A 4,479-nucleotide genomic window follows, 5' to 3' on the forward strand; every position below is an offset into this window, starting at 1 on the left:
TTTGCCATAAAACAATGAAATAATTCTCTGGCAAATTACAGACTCAAAGTCATGGAAAATTCTCCTGAAGTTTCCGGCATCGGAAAATGATTTTGACAGATAAATTACCAATTTAATCAAGGGTAAAATTCTCAAAGGTTCCCAGATAGGTTAATACAAATATTCAGTGATTGAGAAATCCAATAATTTCAGGGATGGTTTACTAATGAATAATCAAATTACAAATTTCAGGCGTTCTCTCAAATTTTGGTTGGCTCTAAAACAAGGAGATAATTCTCTGGCAAATCAAATATTAAAAGCCATTGAAAATTCGGGAGCAAAATTATCTCCTGTAGAGAAGTTATATCAAGATAAGCTGAAGTTTCAGGAATCTTTAAATGACAAAGACAAAAAAATCAGCAATTTAATCAAGGGTAAAATTCTCAAAGGTTCCCAGATAGGTTAATACAAATGCTCAGTGATTGAGAAATCCAATAATTTTCGGGAAGATTTACTGATGAATAATCAAATTACAAATTTCTGGCGTTATTTTAAATTTTGGTTTGCCATAAAACAATGAAATAATTCTCTGGCAAATCACAGACTAAAAGTCATTGAAAATTCTCCTGAAGTTTCCAGAATCTAGAAATGATTTTGACATAAAAATTCTCAACAGTTTCCAGAGAAGTTAATACAAATGCTCAGTGATTGAGAAATCAAATAATTTTGGGGAAGATTTACTGATGAATAATCAAATTACAAATTTATGGCGTACTTTCAAATTTTGTTTTGCCATAAAACAATGAAATAATTCTCTGGCAAATTACAGACTCAAAGTCATGGAAAATTCTCCTGAAGTTTCCGGCATCGGAAAATGATTTTGACAGATAAATTACCAATTTAATCAAGGGTAAAATTCTCAAAGGTTCCCAGATAGGTTAATACAAATATTCAGTGATTGAGAAATCCAATAATTTCAGGGATGGTTTACTAATGAATAATCAAATTACAAATTTCAGGCGTTCTCTCAAATTTTGGTTGGCTCTAAAACAAGGAGATAATTCTCTGGCAAATCAAATATTAAAAGCCATTGAAAATTCGGGAGCAAAATTATCTCCTGTAGAGAAGTTATATCAAGATAAGCTGAAGTTTCAGGAATCTTTAAATGACAAAGACAAAAAAATCAGCAATTTAATCAAGGGTAAAATTCTCAAAGGTTCCCAGATAGGTTAATACAAATGCTCAGTGATTGAGAAATCCAATAATTTTCGGGAAGATTTACTGATGAATAATCAAATTACAAATTTCTGGCGTTATTTTAAATTTTGGTTTGCCATAAAACAATGAAATAATTCTCTGGCAAATTACAGACTCAAAGTCATGGAAAATTCGGGAGTAAAATTATCTCCTTTAGAGAAGTTGTATCAACATAAGCTGAAGTTTCCGGAATCTGGAAATGACAAAGACCAAAAAATTCTCAGCAGTTATCAGAGAAGTTGATACAAATACTAACTGTGCGAGAAATCAAATAATTTCAGGGAAGATTTACTGATGAATAATAAAATCACAAATTTCTGGCGTTCTCTCAAATTTTGGTTTGCTCTCAGACAAGGAAATAATTCTCTGGCAAATCAAATACTAAAAGCTATTGAAAATTCAGCAGAATTTTCGGTAATCTGGAAATGGCAAAGACCAAAAAATCATCAATTTAATCAACAGAAAAATTCTCTGGCAAATCAGAGAAGTTGATACAAATACTAACTGTGCGAGAAATCAAATAATTTCAGGTAAGATTTACTGATGAATAATAAAATCACAAATTTCTGGCGTTCTCTCAAATGTTGGTTTGCTCTCAAACAAGGAAATAATTCTCTGGCAAATCAAATACTAAAAGCCATTGAAAATTCGGGAGCAAAATTATCTCCTTTGGAGAAGTGGTATCAACATAAGCTGAAGTTTCCGGAATCTAGAAATGATTTTGACATAAAAATTCTCAACAGTTCCCAGAGAAGTTAATACAAATATTCAGTGATTGAGAAATCAAATAATTTCAGGGATGGTTTACTAATGAATAATCAAATTACAAATTTCTGGCGTTATTTTAAATTTTGGTTTGCCATAAAACAATGAAATAATTCTCTGGCAAATTACAGACTAAAAGTCATTGAAAATTCTCCGGGAGTTTCCAGAATCTAAAAATGACAAAGGCAGAAAAATTCTCAAAGGTTCCCAGATAGGTTAATACAAATATTCAGTGATTGAGAAATCAAATAATTTCAGGGATGGTTTACTAATGAATAATCAAATTACAAATTTCTGGCGTTCTCTCAAATTTTGGTTGGCTCTAAAACAAGGGAATAATTCTCTGGCAAATCAAATATTAAAAGCCATTGAAAATTCGGGAGCAAAATTATCTCCTTTAGAGAAGTTATATCAAGATAAACTGAAGTTTCAAGAATCTTTAAATGACAAAGACAGAGAAATTGGTAATTTAAGTAAACATCTGAGAAAAGCTGTTGATAAATTAGATGAATTAGAATTAAAGCTTGATTTTGATGAGCCAGTAATTAGGCGACTGGATGACTATATATTGACTCCAGAAGCAAAATTTATTGAATTTGTTACCAAGAGGTTTCAGTTAATTGAAAAGGATGAAAATTTATTGCAATGTACTGGAATAGATGAACGGATATTTGACGATTTTGAATCAAGTTTGGCAGAGTATATTAAATCTGAACTGGAAAGAATACCTGAAAAAAAACGAGAGCTAGAGCTAAAAAAAGCTCATAGAGATATAGAGTGGTTAAAGCGTGGCGCCGATCCTGATTATGGTTTTGATTTAACTCCCCACGTTTATTTTATGAAATACTTTTTAGATAATGTTTATTGCAATTATTTAGCTTGGTATCTTGTCTACAAAAGTGGATTATTACCAACAAAAATTAATATATTAGATATTGCTGCTGGTCCAGCAACAGTTGCTTATGGACTAGCTTTATTTCTGCAAAGTAGTAGTGGTTTTTTTCCCACTCCTCCTATGCACATCTGTTATTATTCTCTGGAAAAACAAGCTCAGTTTCAGTATCGAGGTCTTCAGTTTTGGCGACAATATATAGAAAAACAAATAATGCCTACTAATTTGTATTTTCGATTTGATACAACTGATATTTTTACATACAATGAGCAATTTAAAGTCTTACCACGAGGCTTTTTTGATGTTATAACTATTTCTCACTGTTTATTTGCCGATCCAAAAGAGAAGAGAAAGTCTTTCGAGGTTTATCGGAAAATATTTCAAGAAAGTTTGAGTAGTGATGGTTATGTAATTATCATAGTGCAAGGCAAAAAAATTTTTATTAATTATCATCTAGAATTTAGCGAAAATCTAGACCAAGAACAAAAACTAATTGAAAATTTCATGGCAGATATGGGTTTGAACTTAGTTTGGTACAAATATTTAACTTCTACTGGTAAAAGAATGCCAACTAAGGGTGCTGAATATGCCAGATTTGCCAGTGAAAACTTACCTCGTCAAAAATATATGGAGAAATTAAAAAAACAGTATCTTGAAAATAAGCATGACTCAAATTATGGATTAGATGACTATATAATTCTAGCTAAAAGATAAAACTACTTCCTCAACTATCTAGAAAAAATCCTCCACAAAATCCAACGCCGAATATCAGATATTATTCCATCAAAAAACTTAGTGGAAAAGTGGCTAGAAGATTTAGATTGAAAATTGGAGTGATTGAAACATATTGTGGCAACTCTTATCAGAGAGTCTACTCAAAACTTTTCCAACTTTGCCCAAGAAAATCTTTCACTGCCAAAATTTATCAACCCACTAAAACATAAATATCTCAAATTAAATTATGACTCATACTATGGAATAGATGACTATATAATTCTCGTCAAAAGATAAAAATTACTCTCAAACTTGTCTAGAAAAAATGCTCCACAAAATCCAACGGCGAATCTCAGATATTACTCAATCAAAAACTTAGTTGAAGGGTTGCTAGAAGATTTAGTTTTAAAGTTGGAGTCGTTTAAATATATTGTGGCAATAGATATAAAATATTCTACTCAAAACTTTCCAGACTTTCCCCAATAAAATTTGCCACTGCCCAAATTTATTACCCTACTAAAATATCAATACCTCAGATTAAACTATGACTCACATCACATAATAAATAACTATATAATTCTTGCCAAAAGATCAAACCACTTCCAAAACTATCTAGAAAAAATGCTCCACAAAATCCAACGGCGAATCTCAGATATTACTCCATAAAAAAACTTAGTGGAAAAGTTGCTAGAAGATTTAGATTGAAAATTGGAGTCGTTGAAACATATTGTGGCAACTCTTATCAGAGAGTCTACTCAAAACTTTCCCAACTTTGCCCAATAAAATTTGCCACTGCCCAAATTTATCACCCTACTAAAATCTCAATACCTCAGACTAAACTATCGCTCACATCATATATATAGATAACTATA

7 protein-coding genes are annotated in these 4,479 nt (G+C 31.2%); all 7 read left to right on the forward strand.

What is annotated here, in order from left to right:
* Positions 1-205: 205 nt before the first annotated feature.
* The 7 genes from F6K22_RS17965 to F6K22_RS17995 all read left to right on the forward strand — a co-directional run bounded on the left by F6K22_RS17965 (position 206) and on the right by F6K22_RS17995 (position 4,093).
* Complete coding sequence (locus F6K22_RS17965) at positions 206-445, forward strand: hypothetical protein (RefSeq protein ID WP_293100578.1); 240 nt, start codon at positions 206-208, stop codon at positions 443-445.
* A gap of 527 nt (positions 446-972) precedes the next feature.
* Positions 973-1,212: a hypothetical protein gene (locus tag F6K22_RS17970; protein ID WP_293100578.1), complete on the forward strand. Its 240-nt coding sequence runs from the start codon at positions 973-975 to the stop codon at positions 1,210-1,212.
* 318 nt (positions 1,213-1,530) lie between these two features.
* A complete protein-coding gene (locus F6K22_RS17975; RefSeq protein ID WP_293100580.1) occupies positions 1,531-1,728 on the forward strand; it encodes a hypothetical protein in 198 nt (65 codons plus the stop codon).
* Between the two features lie 51 nt (positions 1,729-1,779).
* Complete coding sequence (locus F6K22_RS17980; protein ID WP_293100583.1) at positions 1,780-1,995, forward strand: hypothetical protein; 216 nt, start codon at positions 1,780-1,782, stop codon at positions 1,993-1,995.
* Positions 1,996-2,272: 277 nt separating this feature from the next.
* Positions 2,273-3,607, forward strand: a complete 1,335-nt coding sequence (locus tag F6K22_RS17985; protein WP_293100585.1) for a photosystem II assembly protein — start codon at positions 2,273-2,275, stop codon at positions 3,605-3,607.
* Between the two features lie 135 nt (positions 3,608-3,742).
* Positions 3,743-3,904, forward strand: a complete 162-nt coding sequence (locus F6K22_RS17990; protein ID WP_293100588.1) for a hypothetical protein — start codon at positions 3,743-3,745, stop codon at positions 3,902-3,904.
* 15 nt (positions 3,905-3,919) lie between these two features.
* Positions 3,920-4,093: a hypothetical protein gene (locus tag F6K22_RS17995; RefSeq protein WP_293100591.1), complete on the forward strand. Its 174-nt coding sequence runs from the start codon at positions 3,920-3,922 to the stop codon at positions 4,091-4,093.
* Positions 4,094-4,479 lie beyond the last annotated feature (386 nt).

Source organism: Okeania sp. SIO2F4 (genome assembly GCF_010672385.1).
Classification (GTDB): Bacteria; Cyanobacteriota; Cyanobacteriia; order Cyanobacteriales; family Microcoleaceae; genus Trichodesmium.

Excerpts from the sequence above, each read along its gene's own strand:
- F6K22_RS17970 (WP_293100578.1), top strand. The coding sequence starts at position 973 with ATGAATAATCAAATTACAAATTTCAGGCGTTCTCTCAAATTTTGGTTG.
- F6K22_RS17985 (WP_293100585.1), top strand. The coding sequence starts at position 2,273 with ATGAATAATCAAATTACAAATTTCTGGCGTTCTCTCAAATTTTGGTTG.
- F6K22_RS17965 (WP_293100578.1), top strand. The coding sequence starts at position 206 with ATGAATAATCAAATTACAAATTTCAGGCGTTCTCTCAAATTTTGGTTG.
- F6K22_RS17980 (WP_293100583.1), top strand. The coding sequence starts at position 1,780 with ATGAATAATAAAATCACAAATTTCTGGCGTTCTCTCAAATGTTGGTTT.
- F6K22_RS17975 (WP_293100580.1), top strand. The coding sequence starts at position 1,531 with ATGAATAATAAAATCACAAATTTCTGGCGTTCTCTCAAATTTTGGTTT.